At 64.0% G+C, this 17341-nt stretch carries 12 protein-coding genes and 1 pseudogene; 7 read left to right on the top strand and 6 right to left on the bottom strand.

Translation table 11 applies throughout. The features are described from left to right. Positions 1 to 6: 6 nt before the first annotated feature. Both HAP40_RS32040 and HAP40_RS37420 read right to left on the bottom strand, forming a co-directional pair. The gene (locus HAP40_RS32040) at positions 7 to 1215 is read right to left on the bottom strand and encodes an ABC transporter substrate-binding protein (RefSeq protein ID WP_166819257.1); all 1209 of its coding nucleotides are present in this window, start codon (positions 1213 to 1215) and stop codon (positions 7 to 9) included. 2686 nt (positions 1216 to 3901) lie between these two features. Continuing rightward, positions 3902 to 4141 (bottom strand): annotated as a pseudogene (locus HAP40_RS37420) (winged helix-turn-helix domain-containing protein); the annotation flags it as partial. Positions 4142 to 4692: 551 nt separating this feature from the next. Here HAP40_RS37420 and HAP40_RS32030 point away from each other — a divergent pair. Then, positions 4693 to 5475 carry a helix-turn-helix transcriptional regulator gene (locus tag HAP40_RS32030; protein WP_246741234.1) on the top strand — a complete coding sequence of 261 codons (783 nt, stop codon included), beginning with the start codon at positions 4693 to 4695 and terminating at the stop codon, positions 5473 to 5475. 182 nt (positions 5476 to 5657) lie between these two features. On the opposite strand, the gene HAP40_RS32025 is transcribed toward HAP40_RS32030, so the two are convergent. Both HAP40_RS32025 and HAP40_RS32020 read right to left on the bottom strand, forming a co-directional pair. After that, positions 5658 to 5891: a hypothetical protein gene (locus HAP40_RS32025; protein WP_166813747.1), complete on the bottom strand. Its 234-nt coding sequence runs from the start codon at positions 5889 to 5891 to the stop codon at positions 5658 to 5660. Positions 5892 to 6168: 277 nt separating this feature from the next. Continuing rightward, entirely contained in the window at positions 6169 to 6411 is a 243-nt protein-coding gene (locus HAP40_RS32020) for a hypothetical protein (protein ID WP_166813748.1), read from the bottom strand. 316 nt (positions 6412 to 6727) lie between these two features. Between HAP40_RS32020 and HAP40_RS32015 the strand changes: the two genes are divergently transcribed. Together HAP40_RS32015 and HAP40_RS32010 are read left to right on the top strand one after the other, a co-directional pair. Next, a complete protein-coding gene (locus HAP40_RS32015; protein ID WP_166813750.1) occupies positions 6728 to 7012 on the top strand; it encodes a hypothetical protein in 285 nt (94 codons plus the stop codon). A gap of 118 nt (positions 7013 to 7130) precedes the next feature. After that, positions 7131 to 9986, top strand: a complete 2856-nt coding sequence (locus tag HAP40_RS32010; protein WP_166813752.1) for an ATP-binding protein — start codon at positions 7131 to 7133, stop codon at positions 9984 to 9986. Positions 9987 to 10014: 28 nt separating this feature from the next. Here HAP40_RS32010 and HAP40_RS32005 read toward each other — a convergent pair whose 3' ends face one another. Beyond that, positions 10015 to 12921, bottom strand: a complete 2907-nt coding sequence (locus HAP40_RS32005; protein ID WP_166813754.1) for an ATP-binding protein — start codon at positions 12919 to 12921, stop codon at positions 10015 to 10017. Positions 12922 to 13214: 293 nt separating this feature from the next. Beyond that, complete coding sequence (locus HAP40_RS32000) at positions 13215 to 14108, bottom strand: SDR family NAD(P)-dependent oxidoreductase (RefSeq protein ID WP_166819258.1); 894 nt, start codon at positions 14106 to 14108, stop codon at positions 13215 to 13217. Between the two features lie 340 nt (positions 14109 to 14448). On the opposite strand from HAP40_RS32000, the gene HAP40_RS31995 reads away from it, so the two are divergent. The 4 genes from HAP40_RS31995 to HAP40_RS31980 all read left to right on the top strand — a co-directional run bounded on the left by HAP40_RS31995 (position 14449) and on the right by HAP40_RS31980 (position 17325). Continuing rightward, positions 14449 to 15504: a catalase family peroxidase gene (locus HAP40_RS31995; RefSeq protein WP_166813756.1), complete on the top strand. Its 1056-nt coding sequence runs from the start codon at positions 14449 to 14451 to the stop codon at positions 15502 to 15504. Further along, positions 15501 to 16064 carry a cytochrome b gene (locus HAP40_RS31990; RefSeq protein ID WP_166813758.1) on the top strand — a complete coding sequence of 188 codons (564 nt, stop codon included), beginning with the start codon at positions 15501 to 15503 and terminating at the stop codon, positions 16062 to 16064. Before HAP40_RS31995 ends, HAP40_RS31990 begins: the two co-directional genes overlap by 4 nt. Positions 16065 to 16162: 98 nt before the next feature. Then, on the top strand, positions 16163 to 16663 hold the full coding sequence (locus HAP40_RS31985; RefSeq protein ID WP_166813760.1) for a Dps family protein: 501 nt from the start codon (positions 16163 to 16165) through the stop codon (positions 16661 to 16663). A gap of 38 nt (positions 16664 to 16701) precedes the next feature. After that, a complete protein-coding gene (locus HAP40_RS31980; protein WP_166813762.1) occupies positions 16702 to 17325 on the top strand; it encodes a sensor histidine kinase in 624 nt (207 codons plus the stop codon). Positions 17326 to 17341 lie beyond the last annotated feature (16 nt).

Genomic DNA, 17341 nt, shown 5'->3' with positions numbered 1-17341 from the left:
TGCGCCTCAAGTGCCCGGACGCAGCTTGCGCACCTCGGGATCCGGCGGGAGCACGGCTCCGCCATCCAGATATTTCGAGCCCACCATGATGGCCTTGCCGTCCCTGACCGTGGTACGGCCGACGAACGTTCCCAGCGTGCTTTGATGGTCGATGGAGCGCCAGCTGGCCCGTCCAAACGGCGTCTCAAAGCCGACGCCGCCAAACCCGTCGGCCATGGCCTCGGTATCGAGGCCTTGCAGCTTCTCGATCGGAGTTGCGATCGAGCTGATCAGGGCGTGACCGACCACGGAGCCCATCGTGGGAGCCTCGCCAAATCGCGCGGAGTAGGCGGATATGAACGCGTTGTTGGTGTCATCCAGAATTTCGGTCACGGGATAGCCGGTCACGATCCACCCTTCCGGTGCATCCTGCCCGAGTGGATGAAGGTATTCGGGTTCGCCTGTCGTGAACGACACGACGTGTCGCCCCTTGAACAGGCCGCGATCATTGCCTTGCCGGACAAACCGCGCGAGGTCGGGACCGAAGGTGACGTTGAGGATTGCTTCCGGGCTCTGCCGAGCGATGGCATTCACGACCGCGCCCGCATCAACGGCCCCCAGCGGCGGCCATTGGCTGCCAACGAATTCGACGTCTGGACGACGGCGGCGGAGAAGATGCATGAACCACCGGACGGCCGACTGCCCGTATTCGTAATTCGGTGCGATCGTCGCCCATCGCGTCGCCTTCAGCTGCGCTGCCTCCTCCACCAGCATGGCGGCGAGCATGTATGTCGACGGGCGCAGCCTGTAGCAATATCGATGCCCCTCGTCCCAGACGAGGGCGTCCGTGAGCGGTTCGCTTGCCACGAACAGGGTGCGATTCTGCCGGGCGAAGTCGCTGATCGCCAGCCCGACATGCGACAGATACGCGCCTGCCAGCAGGTCGACGCCGTTCCTGCGTACGAGCTCTTCCGCCGCGCGAAGCGCAACGCTCGGCTTGCCCTCGTCGTCACGGCTGATGACCTCCAGCTCGCGCCCGAGAAGACCTCCCTTCGCATTCAGCTGTTCGACCGCCAGCTGCCAGCCGCGACGATAGGGCAGGGTAAACGCGGGCGCACTGCTATAGGAGTTGATCTCGCCGATCCGGATCGGTCTCGTGCCTTGCGCGCGGATGATGGCAGGCGAAAGCACCGCAGCGCCAACGCCGCCCAGGAGTCGTCGTCGAGAGAACATCATCAAGCATCGTCCGTCGGATTGTGTAAGGAAGGTTTCGTTAGTGGCAGGTGCAGGAGGCGGACCGGTCGCCACCTGTCGTCGCCGGGCTTGCAACGAGGCCGCGCGCGAATGCGAGCGCGGGAAGATCGACCTCGCGGTCGAACAGCGCGGTGATGGGGCCGACGAGATCGAGCGCAGTCTGCTGACGATCGGATCCCGCCATGATCCTGGCCCAGGCCGCCGCGATCTTCAGCTCGTAGAAGCGGCACTGCTGCTCTCTTGCGATGGACAGTCCCTCGGCGAACAGCAATTCCGACCGGGAGAGATCGAGTGGAGCATCGGCAAGCAGAATTTCGCCCTTGATGCGCAGCAGATCCGCGAGGCACCACAATTGCCGGCCCTGGCGGGCGATGTTCAAGGCCTCTTCGGCGGCAGCCAGGGCTTGCGCGGTCTCGCCGGCCGCGAGCAGGCCTTCGGCGAGCGATCCGAGAAATTCGGGGTTGCGCATCAACCATCCATTTTCGGTCCGCGCCTTCAATCCGCTCCGCAGCAGCGCTATTCCATCGTCGTACTGACCTTGCAGGACGAGCAGCTGTCCCTTGAGACAGGATGTCCAGCTCGTCCAGAAAGCTATTCCCTCGCGGGTCACGAGCTCGAGGAGCGACGATATCGCCTGGTCGGCAGCGGGCAGATCATGCGTCATCAGTGCGATCGGACAGACGGCGTTCCGCAAGGCGTAGGCGATCGCAAGCTTGTCCTTCTCTCGCTCCGCCTCCTGCAGACATTCGGCGGCGAGGGCTCTGCTCTGCGCGACCTTACCCTGCAGCAGCAAGACGCGGGCCAGCATGGCCTTGGCCAGAACGCTCTGGTTGAGCAGGAACCACATCTGGTTCGGGCCGTCCTTCAACCCGTGGTCCGGATGATCCAGCGACAGCGTCAGCTCGCGCGCTGCATCCTCCTGCGCTCCATAGAAATGGCTGGCGGCGCCGATCAGGCGGCGACCTACGGTCTCGTTGGCGGGATTTCCCGTGCGCAGCGCGATATCGAGATATCGCTCGCCGACCGACTTGGCCGCGTCATATTGGCCCGAGTTGAGATTGTAGCTCCACAGCGTCCAGACGGCCTTAAGCTGAAGCTCGAGATCGGACAGCTCTTCGGCGAGCACGAGACCGATATTGAGGGCCGCCTTCATGCGATCGGCAGAGCCGGTCGTGTTGAGAAGAGCAAACCCCAACGCGACATGGAGCTGCGCCTTCAGTCTCGGATCGCAGGTCAGTTCAGGGGTGAGATGGGCGAGGGCGTGCTCGATCCGGCTGGAGCATTCCACGACGGACAGCAACTGCATCCACACCGGAACGAAGCCGGCCGTGAGCTCGACCCCGAGCGCGGCGTCGCCGCCGGGTGCGAAGGCCCAGTCGAGCGCGGCGTGGACGTTTCCGATCTCCTGGGCGAGCCGGGAGACATCGTCGGACGTCGGCGAAGTCCCGCCAAGCGGCGCAACGAGCTGCCTGAGGAAGGTCGCGTGCCGTCGGGCGGCTTGCGCGACGAGGCCCGCTTCGATCAGCCTCTCCAACGCATAAGCGCGTGTGGTTTCGAGCAGGCGCCATCGCCCCTCGAAGGAGGGATCCAGCGAGACGAGCGACTTGCCGACCAGATTGAACAATGTCTCGATGACGTCCGATCGAGACAGAGCGTCGTCCATCATCGCAATGGCCGCATCGAGCGTGAAGCCCGCCGGAAACATCGCAAGCCGGCAAAGCAGTTTCTGCTCCTCGCCCGACAACAGATCGTAGCTCCAGTCCAGCGTTGCTCGCAGGGTCTGGTGTCGCGGCAGCTGGTCGCGGCGGCCGCTGCTCAGGAGCTCGAAGCGCCGGTCCAGTCGGCTCAATACGGTATCCACCCCGAGATTCGCGACCCGGGCCGCGGCAAATTCCAGCGCGAGCGGAATTCCGTCGAGCCGCCGGCAGATGGCGGCTATCTTCCGCAAATCGCCAGCGTCGGGAACGAAGCTTGCACGCAACGCCCGCGTCCGCGCGACGAAGAGCTGCACCGCGCTTTCCCCAAGAAGCAGATCGGGATCCTGGATGTCAGGCCTGGGCACCGACAGCGGCGGGATGGCCGCAATGTATTCTCCGTCGATGCGCAGCCCTTCGCGGCTGGTCGCAAGAACCGAGACATTCGGACAATAGCGAAGCACCGCGCTGGCGATTTGCGCGGCAACGTCGATGACATGCTCGCAATTGTCCAGCACGAGAAGCAGGCGCCGCGCGCCGATGGCCTGGGCAATGCTTGCAGGGGAGACGTTCTTGTCGCTCAACGCAAGCTTCAGTGCGCGGGCCGTTGCAGAGATCGCGAGTGCGGGATCCTGCAAGGTCGCGAGCTCGATCAGTGCGACGGAATCGTCGAACGACGATGCGACACGCCGCGCAAGTTCGATGGCCAGCTTCGTCTTTCCGATGCCTCCAGGGCCGACCAGAGTCACCGCGCGGTATGCGGACAGGATGTCGACCAGCTCGTTCAGGGAATCCTCGCGGCCGATCAGAGGCGCGCGCACATTCGGCAGGTTGCTCGAGAAGGAGGAAGCGGCCGGCGCGGATATCGTTGCGGCCAATCCGTAATCCGGGTGTCCGCTTCGCCAGCTTCCGGCGAGGGTGTATCCTCGACCCGACACCGTCTTGAGGAGGTCGCGATCCCTGCCGAGCGCCTTGCGGACGGCGGAGATATGGACCTGCAGGGTGTTGTCCTCGACGGCCAGGCCCGACCAGACGCTCGCGACCAATTCATCCTTGGTCACCAGAAGACCGGCAGATTCCGCCAGCTTCTCGAGAAGCTCGAACGCGCGGCTGCCGATCGGCACTGCGATGTTGTCGTGTCTCAGCTCCCTGCGCTGGCAATCGATGAGCCAGTTTCCGAAAGCATAGGTTCGATTGGCCGGCGAAGACGACATTGGGATCCGTGGATCAGAGATTCACAGTCGCGATGCCAGGAAAGTCATGGCTCCCCGAAGATCACCGTCCTTGGCAATAATGTGAAAGCATGACTATGCCTTGGTCTCCTATAGGGGAGGCGGTTGGCGTGTCAAGACGACCTTCGCCGTCCTCTGGCGTCCGCCACCGGTGACCCGCCGCTCGACATGCTCGCTGTTCTATACACGAATTTGTGACGACGATCGTGTGACAGCTCGGCGAGCCGAGGCTGCCGAGCGCGGGACAGCGCCTCGCCGCAGACGCCTGTCGGCAGCGGCGCGTCTGAAATTTCCTGATTTTACGTCTCTTAACTCGCGATCGGATCGTGTCTTGCTACCATCGTTCCGATGGAGGCGCCTTCATTCGCGTATCCCGCTGGTCGCGCGTCTCTGGTCTGGACGAGCAGTAAGAGTAAAAAATGTCTCAACCGTCACCGCCACGACAACCGAAGCATGGCTACGAGACGACGACCATCATTTCCGACGACAGTCCCACGGACTTCCGCTCGGCCGTCGCGCTGACGTCAGGCGGGTTGCTTCCGAAAGCCATCGCTCATGCCGTCGTCACGCGCAGCGACGACCTGCCGGTCCGGGATACAGCTGCAATTGCCTTTGATCGGCTCGGCCTGGTCATCGCGATCGAGCCCGAGTCGCGGCGAGACCCCGGGATGTCCCAGTGCGACGGGTTGCGCGACAGCGGTTGGCTGCGCGTCCGGATCCCGCAGCGCCGCGCCTCCGCGACACCGCCGGACACGGCACCAAAAGTGCTCGCTTGCAACGAAGATGATCCGGTTGTTCGGGGCCTGTCCGAAGCCCTCGCCGCGGTCAAGAGATTGGAGCCTGCCCACGGCGCTCTCTGCATGGACGCGCTGCGCCTTGCGGTTGTCGCGAGGCTGTCCGCTCTGCAGCGCTACATGCGGCCGCAGCTCGATGCGCGAGTCCGCGATCGTTCATGTGTGAGTGACAGGCAGGTCCGGGGATTGCAGAAGTGGCGGCTCAAGCGGGTGCTCGACCACATCGATGTCCATTCTTGCAAGAAGATTCGGCTGGTGGATCTGGCCTCGGTTGCCGGCTTGAGCCGCATGCATTTTGCCGCCCAGTTCCGGATTGCCATGGGATGCAGTCCACACGAGTACATCCTGCGCGAACGGATCCGGCGCGCCAAGGATCTGCTTCGGAACTGCGAGATGCCGATCGTCGAGATCGCGCTGACGGTGGGATTTCAGAGCCAGGCTCATTTCACCACGACGTTCAGGCGCTTCGCGGGCGACTCGCCGAGGCGGTGGCGGAATGCCGCTGCGGTCGGCATGATCTAGCCATCCGCAAAACAAGCTGCCGAGGGTCGCGTGCTGCGGCGATCTCGGCCTGGTTGGGAGAACGGCGCTGGATGACGCGACCATTTCCGTCAGCGACGTAGAATCCGCGAAGCGCTGAGAGGAGAATCCCTACTCAGCGCTCTCGCTTGCCTTGCGGCCAAAGGCCCGTCCGGTTCGCAGGCTCAGTAGCCGGAGGTGGGCTCGCAGGGAGGCCGGCGCCAGGGGGCGGTTGCGTACGCACCGACGTCGGGAGCGCGAGCGCAGCTGCGCTTGGAAGTGACCGGCACGCGCTGAACCGACGCGTAGGAGTCGACATTGGCGCGGCGCGTGTTGTTGCTGCCTTCCCGAGCCATCGCGGGGGAGGCAATCATGGCCGCAACGGCCAGTCCGGCCGACAAGAGCTTCAGAGTAGTCATTGCATGTCTCCTTGACAAAGCGACGCCGGGAACGCCTCGGCTCGCTCACCAGACATGTGCATGCATGTGAGCGATGAGCAGTATCAATCGAACGATCATTTTCGCCTTTGCACGAAGCCGTGGTGGCGGCCCGTTGGCGGTCGATGGTGCGCGGAAAATGCACGACCGTCATGGCTCGTGACCGGCGGGGCGTGCCGTTCGTGCGGCCGCACCCCGTGCGGGTCAGGGACGAGCAAAGTCGCCTGCGTGCCGCAGACTGCCTGCTCGCTGGAGCCGCTCATCGATGCCAGTGACGGACGTAGGGATGGCCTGCTCCGAACACCGGCGCGGCGCCGCCAGCCCGCTCCAGTCCCATCCGTCCCGCCGGCGTCAGCGCGCCGCCGTTCAGCACGTCGCGATTCGGATACATTGACGCAAATGCCGCGGGCTCCTGGTCGGCGAATGACCAGGCCGCAGAGGCCGAGGATATCGTTGCCGTTGAGATCAGCGCTGCCGCGATCAGGATCTTGAATACACTCATAGCGTTTCTCCATTGCTTGCGTGGTGCGGAGAGTCGCTTGGAGATGATCGCTGCGCGGTCGTTGGCGTTTCCGAAAATTGTCTTCTGTCCCGACTCATATAGGCAGTCCGGCCTGAAAATCCCGTTCGATATGCATCACTCCTGCGCGAAGACGAGGAGGAATATTCGGCAAGGCGCGCGGTTATCGAAGAGGGGCGATGCGCCTTCGACGCCAATTCTGTCACGAATTTCAGAATCGTTCGCGGGAACGTGCGTGGTTAAATCCAGCGCGGCATCCAGCTTAGAGGCAGGTCATAGAACATGTGGAGCGTAAGCCATGAGACTGCTGTCTTGCCTATGCGCCGTCGTCGCTTGCCTCGGGCTCGCGGGGTCAGCATCTGCCCGCGGCGGCATGGGATCGCATATGTCGGTGGCGAGCGGCGGCGCGCTTGGTACGAGTGCCGCAGCGCCCGGTACAAACTCGCTCGGCACTGCACTTCCGTCGTCGGAGGGCGGCGGTCACGCGACGAAGCTGCCTCCGCTCGGCACGGACGCGACCATCGACAAGGAAGACGCCCGGCTCGAGAAGATGCTGGAAGGATCGATCTGCCGCGGCTGCTGAAGAATGAGGGATGCGGGCGAAGCTTGGGTCCGGCGGCTTTCCGCCGGGCAAGCTGTGTCTGCTGGAAGGTTGGTGATAGACTGGACCCAAGGCCAATGAACCATTCGGGACTGCACCGATGATGGCTGAGCACGGCCTACATCCCGTTTACACCTGCTCGGAATGGGAGATCGATCTTGCCAGGCGCGAATTGCGCTCGCTGGGAGAAGTCGTTCCTTTGGGCGGACGCGCCTTTGAGATTCTTGCGGAATTGGTCCAGGCTGCGGGCGACCTGGTCACCAAGAACGATCTGGTCGAGCGCGTCTGGCGGGGCGTCTTCGTCGAGGAGAGCGCGCTGCGCGTGCACATCGCGGCGATCCGAAAGGCACTTGGTTCGGACCGCGACATGCTCGCAACCGACGTCGGACGCGGTTATCGGCTGCTGGGGACGTGGCAGATCCGCCCGATGGCCGTTCCGCTACAATCTGCCGCATTCGGGCAATTGCGGTCGACCAACATTCCGAACGCCTCCGTCGATCTGATCGGCCGAGCCACTGCCATCGCACATCTCAGGGAGTTTCTCTCGGCCTATCGTGTCGTGAGCCTGGTCGGGCCGGGCGGGATCGGCAAGACGGCGCTCGCGCTGGAGGCCGCGAGAGCGATGCCCGTCGGCTTTGCGACGGATCGGTTGCTGGTCGAGCTCGCCTCGCTGCCCGATCCCAAACTGGTTTGCTCGGCTGTCGCCAGCGTGCTCGGCATCAAGCTCGAAGGAGAGGAAATGTCGCCGGAGGCGATCGCGCGGGCAATCGGCGCGCGTCAGCTGCTGCTCATTCTCGACAATTGCGAACACGTCGTCGATGCGGCGGCTCAACTCGCCGACGCGATCGTCAGCCGCTGTCCTGGGACGACCATCATTGCGACGAGCCGCGAGGCACTGCGCATCGACGGCGAGCACGTCTATCGCGTTCCTCCCCTGGGCGTGCCGCCCGAATGCCGGCCCGGATGCGGTGGCGCGTCAGCTTACACCGCCGTGGAATTGTTCTTGACGAGGGCGAGGGCGCTCGGTTCGAACTTTGCGCCTGACGCGGAAAATCTCGGGGCGATTGCCTCCATCTGCCGGCGGCTGGACGGAATTCCCCTCGCGATCGAGTTCGCGGCCGCGCGCGCAGTGATGCTCAGTCCAGCGAAGATCGCGATGCTTCTCGATGACAGGTTCAGATTTCTGACGACGGGCCGTCGGACGGCCCTGCCGAGGCAGCAAACCCTTCGTGCGACGCTCGACTGGAGCTACGACCTGCTTACGGAGATGGAGGCGCGGATCCTGCGGCAACTCGGCATCTTTGCCGGAGAATTTCCGCTCGATGCCGCGATCGCGGTGGTCGGTGAGGGCATGGGCGAGGTGACTGGGCGCCTGGCCAATCTGGTGGCCAAGTCGCTCGTTCTTGCCGACATCGGCGGCGATCATCCTCACTATCGGCTGCTGGACACCACGCGCGCCTACGCGCTGGAGAAGCTGCGCTCCAGTGGAGAGTTTCACGACGCGGCGCGCCGTCTGGCCGAATATTATTGCGGCTTCTTTGCGAAAGCCGATGCCGATAGCGAGACCAAGCCGCAGATGGAGTGGCTTGCGTTCTATGGCCGCCATATCGACAACGTGCGGTCCAGCCTCGATTGGGCCTTCTCACCCGGTGGGGATGCGCAGATCGGCGTGGCCTTGACCGCGGCGACGGTCCCGCTATGGGTGCAATCGTCACTCCTCGCCGAATGCCGCGAGCGGACCGAGCTGGCGTTGGCGAACGTCGACGAGAGCACTGCGAACGCGCGGCAGTTTCGCATGCAATTGTCGGCCGCGCGCGGCTGGTCATTGATGCATGGCGCAGGAAGGCTTCGGGAAGCGGGTCCCGCCTGGGCCGAGACTCTTCGGCTCGCCGAGCAACTCGGCGACAACGAATATCTGCTCCGATCGCTCTGGGGCTTGTGCATCGATCAGTTCAACAATGGCGAGTTTCGCAAGGCGCTCGGCTTTGTGCAACGGTTCACGGATGTCGTGGCCGGATCCAGAAATTCGGTCGATCGGATGATGGCGGAACGGCTGCTTGCCACCAAGCTGCATTATCTCGGCGACCAGCTTCTGGCGCACCGTCACATCGACCAAGCCTTGAGCCACCTTGCCGATCCGACGGCAAAGCCGCAGGTTTCCCGATTCCGGTTCGACCTGCGTGCTTCGGTGTATTGCTTCCAGGCGCGCATCCTCTGGCTGCTCGGCTTCGCCGACCAGGCCCTGAGCGCGGTCGAGCGCAATGTGGAGGAGGGCCGAGCCAGCGGTCATGGTTTGACGTTCTGCAACGTGCTTGGACAAGGCGCTTGCCCGGTTGCCTTTCTCGCCGGCGACCTCGCATTGGCGGAGCGCTATTGCACGATGCTGATCGAGCATACCGAACGCCACCCGATCCGGCTGTGGAACGTTTGGGCGCGCGCATTCCGGGGCATGGTGATGGCGCGAGGTGGTGACTTCGAGGCCGGCCTGTCTCTGCTGCGCAAGGCGCTCGGGTTGGCGGGCGAAGCGCGATTCCTGCCGCGTTTTCTGCTTCCTCTCGGAGAGCTGGCGGCATGCCTCGGAGAAGCCGGCGAGGTTTCGCAGGGACTTGCGACCGCCGAAGAGGCGCTGGCTCGCTGCGAAGCGCGGGAGGAACGGTGGTACGTGGCGGAGCTTTGGCGCATCAAGGGCGAATTGCTGCTGCACCCCGGCGAGCATCATTCCGCTACCGCCGCCGAGCAGGCCTTCAACGCGGCGTTCGACGTGGCACGCGCCCAGGGAGCGTTGTTCTGGGAACTGAGGACGGCGATCAGCCTCGCACGGCTTCGGATGAGCCAGAACCGGCCGGCCGACGCGCGGCATGTTCTCGAATCCGTATGCGGCAAGTTCTCCGAGGGTTTCGAGATCGCCGACCTGCGGCGCGCCAGGGCAATGATGGCGCAACTGTTGCCCCGGTAGCTCGGGCGCCATCCGCCCAAGAGGCCGTTCAATGCGCCGCGAGCCTATCCGACCGAGCGAAGCCCAGCTCATTGAGCAGATCCGACGCGGTCTTGAGACTGCGCGTGTGATATCCTTCGGTGAATCGGCCATACACCGGCGCGAGAATCTCTCCTGCGTCCCGGTAGCGGCCTTGCCGCTGCCGCAGTCTCGCAAGCACGATTGCCGTGCGCAGCTCGTAACCGAGCGCGCCCTGCTGGCGGGCCAGTTCGAGCGAGTGCTCGAGGTTCTGCTCCGCCTGCAGGACGTCCGGCGAGGCCTTGCGCATCAGCGCTTCCGCCTTCACCCGCAGCATGTCGGGCATCTCCATCAGGAAGCTGCAACGCCGCGCTTGGGCGATTGCGCGATTGATCATGTCCAGTGCCGCCTCGCCGTGATTTGTTGCCGCCAGAGCCGCCGCAAGCGGTACGCTCAGTCCTGCGACCGCACCGAAACGGTGGTTTTGCAGCTTCTCGACCGAGCCCTTCAGCATCGGGAGACCCGAACCGGTCGCTCCACGCGCCAGCAGCGCAATTCCTTTCATCGCTTCCGCAACGATCTGGAGCGTGGCGAGCTTGTGCGTGCGGCTCTCGGCCAGAAGCCTGTCGATGGAATCCTCGTAACCTTCCAGCTCGTCGTTCCAATAGAAGACGTCGAACGCCCAGAGCACTGCTCGGCAGAGCATGGTGGGATGATTCATGGTGAGCGCATCGGCGACCGCTTCCCGTGCCGTTTCGATCGCCCGGTCGGGATATCCCTGGAGCCATAGAATACGGGCCAGGGTGATGGGCGCGCGGCCGGGATAGTCGAGCGTCGGTTCGCCATCGACATCCGTCTTCGCGCCAGGACGTGACATCGCCGCCTCGATGTACGCGCGGGAGGCGGGGAGGTTGCCGAGATAGTGGCAAGAGATGCCGAGCGCCACGCGCATGCGGGAAAGGGCGCCAGGATCGCCACTCTCCAGCGCAATGCTTTCGCCTCTTCTGGCGGTGTTCAGGGCGTCATCGAATTTCCCGGTGAGCAGTTGAAGCAGGTGCAGCCGATCGATCAGCCGGACCTGGCCCGGCAAGTCGCCGATCTTCTCTGCCAGCGCGAGCGCGCGGTTAAGGCAGGTCATGGCCAGATCGTCGAACTGCCCAGTGAGCGTCCGGGCCGATCCGAGTGCGGCGTAGAGCGCAAGGCTGCGCCTCGCGCTCTCGGCGGTTTCATCGAGGGCTTCGATGGCGCGCGCGGCCCAGTGCTCGCATTCGGCCAGGAGCGACAATTTGAAGAACAGGGGAATCGCTGCGGCCGTGAGCGCGACCCCGATGCCCCGGTTGCCCCGATCCGAGAAGCACCATGCCAGAGCGCTTCGAATGTTGCCGAACTGATCGGCAGCGGCCGGGAAACCATCTCTCCTCGCGCCTTCGGTCTTCTCGAGCAGCTCGAGAAAATATGCGGCGTGGCGTTGCGCCATCTCGCTGGCATCGTCGTGGGCGGCGAGTCTCTCCTGGGCGTAGGCACGGGTCGCGTCCGGAAGCCGATAGCGGGTCGATTGCTGGTCGGCACTCGAGGCGAGCATCGACTTGGCGACCAGATTGTCGATGATCGCCAGGATGGCGTCATCGTCCTCCGTGGTCGCGGCGATCGCCCGCGCGGCGTCCAGGGTGAAGCTGCCGACGAACACGGACAGCCGATCGAGGACGTCGCGTTCTGATTGGGAAAGGAGATTGTAGCTCCATTCGATGGTTGCGCGCAGCGTGCGGTGCCGGGGCAGGGCGGTGCGCCGTCCCTCCCACAGCAAATTGAAGTGCTTGTCGAGGAGCCGGACCATGGCGCCGGCGCCATATGCGCCGACATGGCCGGCGGTGAGCTCGATCGCAAGCGGAATGCCGTCGAGCCGGCGACAGAGATTACCGACATCCGAGGCGTTCGCATCCGTCAAGGCGAACTCGCTCCCTCCGGATGTCGCACGCTCGACGAACAGCTCCACGGCGGGATAGGCGAGCGCGCTCGCCGCGGTCAGGATCGTGTTCTCCGGAGGACTTGCCAGGGGTAGGAGGCGGTAGGCGTGTTCGCCTTCGACACGCAGCAGCTCCCGGCTCGTGGCGAGGATGTGCAGCTCCGGTGCCTCCCTGTAGAGCCGCTCGGCCAGCGTGGCCGCCGCCTCGATCACATGCTCGCAGCAATCCAGAATGAGCAGCATGCGCCTGCCGCGCAGGAGGGTCGCCAGACCTGTCGAAGGATCGTTCGATCGGGCCGGCAGCCCGAGCGAAGCTGCGGTGACGGCCGGCACGAGTGCGGCGTCGTAGGTCTCGCCGAGACTGACGAAGTGGACCTGACCTGCGAACTCGGCGAGCAGGGCATAACCGACAGAAACGATAGCAGTCGTCTTGCCGATGCCGCCCGGGCCGACGACGGTGACGAAACGCAGAGCCCTCAATCGCTCGGATATGTCCTGGACGGTCTGCTCGCGTCCCACCATCTGCCGAGGATGCGCCGGCAGGTTGTGCGCGGAGGCGGGACTGGCCGGTGCCGGCGGGGGCGGTACCTCGTCGCTGCCGGAAACCGACCCCACGAAGCAATAGCCTTGTCCGGAGACGGTGCTCAGATATCGGACCCCGGCATGGCCATCTCCGAGCGCCTTGCGAAGCGCTGCGATGTGAACACGCAAGCTGTTTTCGTCGACGCTGGAGTCCGGCCACGCGCTGGCCATCAGATCGTTCTTGCTGACGACGGTGCCCGCTTGCCGGATCAGCGTCAGCAGGATGTCGAAGGCCCGGGCCGACAGCTGGATCTGGCTGCCATTCCTTTCGATCCGTCGCTGCAAGGCATCGAGGCAAAACGGCCCGAAGACGAAAATCTCCTGAGCAAGGCTCTCCCGGTCAGAGGGGCCAGCGGTCGCCGTGCCATTGTTGCTTTGCCAGCGGGAGGCCATTTTTGGGATTTCAACCCGACAAACGACTCGTCGCGTTCCAGGATTTGAGGAGCCGACCAGACGTGTCGGCGTCGTGGCAGGCTCAAAACTAACACCCGGTAGTAGCGGGGTAAAGAATGGCCGCCATGCGGCGCATGCCACGTTCGTCTATGAAGCTTTCCGCTTTCAGCCGTTGATGCGGCGATATGTCACTCGAATGCCGAACGTGCGCATGAACCGTTGGGCCGACAAGGCATCATCCGCGTCTGTCGAGAAGCGGAGCTTACACGGCATGGTTGAGGCACGCTCTTGTTCTAGCCGAGAAGCGCCGGCGAGAGAACGTCCTCCAGTCCGATCCGGCGCAGCAATTCGGCGCGCGCGCGGTCCGTGACGGCGTCGACGGCCGCCGCGCCATCGTCATCCGCACCGAAATGAACCCTCAGCGGCCGCTGTCCGAACGGCATGTTCACAACATCGGCTATGGCTCTCGCGACATCCTGCGGAGCACGATCCCTCGGCGAAAGCTGTGCGAGCCCTGCGAGCGCGGTCTCGCTCACATCAGCCGTCGGGCCATCGGCATATTCTTCTGCGCGAATGGTGTCCGCTGGCCGGCCGGAGCGGACGTAGTGGCCCGGCCCGAGAGCGCTGGGGACGACGATGCTCGTCTCGATACCCCATCGCGCGAGTTCGCCGGCATAGCCGAGTGCGAGCGCATCCATGGCAGCTTTCGACGAGGCATAGGCGCCAAGGAAGGGCACGGATCCGCCACGTGCGCAACTCGACGTGACCCATACCAGCAGGCCTTCGCCCTGTTTGCGCAATTGTGGCAATGCCGCCCGGTTGAGACGCTGCGCGCTCAGTACGTTGATGTCGTAGAGCTCCGCGAGTTGCTCCGGCGCAAAGGCCTCGGTCGGCCCGTAGACCACCTGTCTTGCATTGTGCACGATCACGTCGAGGCGGTCGTTGTCGGCGATGATGGTTTCGATGGCTGCGTTTACCGAGGCTTCCGAGGACACGTCGAACTCGATGGTGCGAAGATCGAAGCCGCCCTTCGCGGCCTCTGCCTCGGGCCTGTCGAGGCCGGGGGCGCCTTGGTCGCCGGCTTCCCGCATTGCGACGTAGACCGTGTGCCCCGCCTGCGCCAATTCCTTGCAGGTGGCTCGTCCGATGCTGTTTGCAGCACCTGTTACGACGATGACTTTTCTCATTTGGATCCCAATCGCATTCCAGTCTTCGCGAAGATGGCGCTTGCGCTCGATGCGAAGTGCATCTGGCTTAGGGCGAAGCGTGGGGCTGGTCTTTCGAGCCTTACGGGCAATTTTCATAAAGCACGAAATATATTCAGAATGCCCGACTGCGGGGCGAGGGTCTTTCAGTTCGGCTGCGGAAGTCCGCAAAGGCAAGCAGAACGAGGCGTGCCTTCGTGAAATTGGCGTTGAGTTTGAGAAGATCGGGGCCGCCGCTCCCCGTTAGAAGAATTCCTCGTTGTTGGGCAATGCCGCCGCGCTGCTCTGGCTGCTGGCAGTTGGCGGCTCGCGAGGAGACTGAATGAAACTTCCGGGGAAATTACCGCGGTCGAGCCTCGGATCGCTCTTCCTGATTGCGGCGATCCTGGGCGGCGGGGCCGCCGCGTTCGCGTACACCGCAGGATGGCTCTCGCCCGGGCGTCTGACGCCCGAACGGATGATCGAGGCGCTGACACCGGCAGGCAGTGTACCGCTCGGACATCGGCGCAATCATGCCAAGGGAATTTGCTTCACCGGTACGTTCGAGGCCAACGGACGCGGCGTAGAACTCTCCAGGGCCAAGGTCTTCGTGCAGGGGCGATATCCGGCTCTCGGCCGCTTCAATCTCGGCACCACCAATCCCAACGCAGTGGATGCGAGCGCGCGCGTACGCGGCCTGGGACTTCAGATCACGACGGCAGATGGCGAGGTCTGGCGGATGGCGATGATCAACCCGCCATTCTTTGCCGTCTCGACGCCGCAGGCGTTCCACGATCTGCTGATTGCCTCCGGCAAGAAGGATCCGGATGCGATGAAGGCGTTCACTCAGGCAAATCCGGAGTTTGGCCATTTTGCCGCCTGGGCCAAGACGGCGCCGTGGACCGGCAGCTATGCGGAAGAGCCCTATAACGGTCTCAACAGCTTCGTCTTCACGGATGCGAAAGGCAGCGATCACGCGGTGCGATGGTCGCTGCTGCCCGCGGCGCAACCTGTTTCGATCTCGCAGGCCGAGCTGGAAAAGCGCGGTCCGGATTATCTCGAGCAGGAGATCGCGGAGCGGGTCCGGACGGCGGGACCGCTGCGCTGGACGATGGTCACCACCGTAGCCGATCCCGGCGATCAGACTGCAGACCCGAGCAAAGCCTGGCCGGAGACGCGCCGCAAGGTGGAGGTCGGAACGTTGGTGGTGCAGCGGATCGAACCGGAGCGCGATGGGCCATGCCGCGACATCAACTTCGATCCGACCGTCCTGCCGCAGGGAATTCGGGTGTCCGACGATCCGTTCCCGGCTGCGCGCTCATCGGTCTACCGCAAGTCCTATGATCTGCGTGCCGCCGAGGCCAAGGACTATCCGCGAACCGGAGCCGCAACGCCATGACCAATGCTCCTCACCGTTTTACGCTGGTCCAGCGGCTCCTGCACTGGCTGATGGCGGCCTGCATCCTCGCCATGCTCTTCATTGGTGTGGGGATGGTCTCGACCGTCGCACCAGAATATCTGCCGCTGATCCTCATCCACAAGACGCTCGGCGTCACCTTGCTCGGCCTCGTCCTGATCAGGGTGGCACTGCGGCTGTACTACGGCGCGCCGCCGTTGCCGGACGATCTTCCGAGGGCCATGAAGCTCGGAGCAAGGTTCTCGCATCAGCTGCTGTACGGCTTCATGATCATCATGCCGTTGCTCGGCCTCGGCATGCTCTGGGCTGCATCTTATCCGGTGGTCCTGTATGGCGGGATTCGCATTCCTGCACTGCTGCCGCAGAGCGACGGTGTGCACACGCTGCTCTGGAACGCCCATGTCTATTTGGGTTTCGCATTCTTTGCCCTCGTGCTGCTGCATCTGGCGGCGGGGCTCTTCCACGCATTGGTTCGGCGCGACGGCGTGTTCGAAACGATCTCGCTCGTGCGCGTGCGAAACGGGACGACAGCTGCCGAATGAATCCGCTGTGCGACGACACGGAAAGGTCCCTCAACCCGAAAGACCGTTTGCGCGACGCGCGACCAGAGTTTCCTAACCTCCAAGCAAGGATGCCGACCATGACCAAAGCAGACCTCCAGACGCCGACCGATCTCGGCGCCAATGCGAACCGGGACGTTCCAGCCGCGCTGAGAGCGTTGCTCGCCGACGTCTTCGCACTTTATCTGAAGACCAAGAACTTCCACTGGCACGTATCCGGCCGCCACTTTCGCGATTACCACCTTCTGCTCGACGAGCAGGCCGAGCAGATCTTCGCGATGACCGACGACATCGCCGAACGCGCCCGCAAGATCGGCGGCACCACGCTGCGCTCGATCGGCCACATCGCGCGCGAGCAGCGTATTCTCGACAATGACGCCGACTATGTCGATCCGCAGGATATGCTCGCCGAGCTGCGCAGCGACAACCAGCAGCTGACGCGGGAAATGCGCCGGGTTCACGAGCTCTGCGACGAAGATGGCGATGTTGCCACCGCAAGCCTTCTGGAAAACTGGATCGACGAGACGGAGCGGCGAATCTGGTTCCTGTACGAGACCGGCCGCACCGGTCCGAACTCGTAAGCGCACGACATGCCGTTCGGCCGGGACGCGGGTGAAGCATGAGCAGCCTCTCGGAGCTCCCGCCGGATGGCGGCATAAAGGCGGAGCGTCTGCTGCTGCGCGAGCTCGCGCATCGGATCGATGACGAGCTCGCTTCGGCGATCGACCTGGTGTCGAAAGCCGCCAATGGCTGCGACGCCAGGGAAGCGGCGCAGACCCTTGCTTCCCTGCAGGACCGGCTGGAAAGTCATGCGCGGCTTCACCACGCGCTGCAAATGCCCGAGTTCAGCACGACGGTCGACCTGGCGGCCTATCTCCGGCAATTGTGCCGTTCGATCAGCCGCGCGAGCCTCGAAGGCGAGGGCATTGCGCTCTCGCTTCTGCTGCATCCGTTGAAGCTGAGCTCCGAGCGCTGCTGGATGCTGGGTATGATCGTATTCGAGCTGATTACCAGTGCGGCGCGGCACCGGTCTCGCGGCGGAGCGGGCGCGATTCATCTGGAGATGTGGGTGACCGCCGCGTCGATCGCCTGTTGCATCACGGACAGCGGCTCGTCCGGCGAGAGCTGGTACCGGGGAGAAGCCCGCGATATCGTCGAGGTGCTCGCGGCGCGTCTTCAAGGAGCGGTCGACATCTGCGTCGGTCCCGACGGTGGCAGGATCGTGGTGAGTGTCCCGCGCTAGTCGCGCATGGACCCGT

The organism is Bradyrhizobium sp. 1(2017) (assembly GCF_011602485.2).
GTDB lineage: Bacteria > Pseudomonadota > Alphaproteobacteria > Rhizobiales > Xanthobacteraceae > Bradyrhizobium.
This window is presented reverse-complemented; position numbering and strand designations above follow the sequence as displayed.